Origin of the sequence: Paenibacillus sp. OT2-17 (genome assembly GCF_009827695.1) — a bacterium.
Lineage (GTDB): Bacteria > Bacillota > Bacilli > Paenibacillales > Paenibacillaceae > Paenibacillus > Paenibacillus polymyxa_B.
This window is the reverse complement of sequence record NZ_WUDQ01000836.1, coordinates 1-1,173: the sequence shown is the minus strand read 5'-3', so window position 1 is coordinate 1,173 and position 1,173 is coordinate 1. Positions and strand designations below refer to the sequence as shown.

Below are 1,173 nucleotides of genomic sequence, written 5' to 3'. Positions count from 1 at the left end.
GACCATGTCCACCGCGACCCAGCAGCAAGGAAACAACCGGAGGGCCTAGCGATACCCCGACAAAGCGCATGCTGCTGTACAACGAAGTAATGGTTCCGCGCTCCTCTTTTTCAATTCCCTTCGTAATCAGGGCATCCAAACAAGGCAATGCGAGCCCAATTCCGCCTCCCCCTAACGTAAACAACCCAATCACCGCATAAATATGTTGAAGAAATCCGAGAATGGCAAAGCTGATCGTCAATATGGCCAAACCGCTGAAACCGATCCATTTCATGCGCTTTTTGTGCTTGCCGATAATCTTGCCTCCTACATAAGAGCACAGACAGAGGGAAATAAGCGGAATGGCCAGCACAAAACCTTTCCAGACTCCACGGAGGTTGTAACGACTTTCTAGTATGTCGGATAAGTAAAACAAGACGCCAAAAATGACAAACATGCAAATACCGCCCATAGCGAAAATAGCATAGAGCCAGCGTCCTTTTTCAGCAAGCACCCGCTTCACATTTCCCACAAACTCTCGAAACATAATCGGTTGGTTCTTACGTTTGGGCACATGGATCAGCCAAAGCACCAAAATGAGCGAAATCAGACAGAGTCCTGGAATTACTGCCAATGGCAAAAACCATAGAACTGCTCCCAACGCGGCACCGAGGATCGGACTTAACACTTTACCGAATGTGTTGTAGGTCTCGACGACGCCCAGGTTCTTGCTGGCCTCATCCTCGTTTTCGTACAAATCACCTACAAGCGGAATGACAATAGGAAAAGCCCCTGCCGCTCCCGCACCCTGAAGTAGACGGCCTCCAATAATGGTCCAGTATGCTGCCGAATCGTGAAGCAGCCATGCTCCCGCCGCAGAAATCCCCCCTCCAATCACAGTCAGAATCAGACAGGGAACAATCACCGCCTTACGGCCAAATCGGTCGGAGAGATAGCCCGCAATCGGTATCAGTAAAATGGCCACTACCGCATATACTGTAATCAACATGCTAATCCGAAAAGAGCTTACATGTAGCTTACGTCCGATTTCCGGTAAAACAGGAATCAGCATGGAATTACCCAGCGTCATCATCAGCGGGATGGAACCTAACGCAAGCAGATTCCCTTTATTTTGTTGCATCCCGTTACCACCTTTGCAAAAGTAATAACACAGCTGTTCTGATTCGTTCAACA

General features: G+C 48.8%; 1 protein-coding gene. It reads right to left on the bottom strand.

The window, feature by feature from the left end; genetic code table 11:
* On the bottom strand, positions 1-1,120 hold a 1,120-nt coding region (locus tag GRP75_RS27510; RefSeq protein WP_160790957.1), incomplete at its 3' end, for an MFS transporter.
* Positions 1,121-1,173 lie beyond the last annotated feature (53 nt).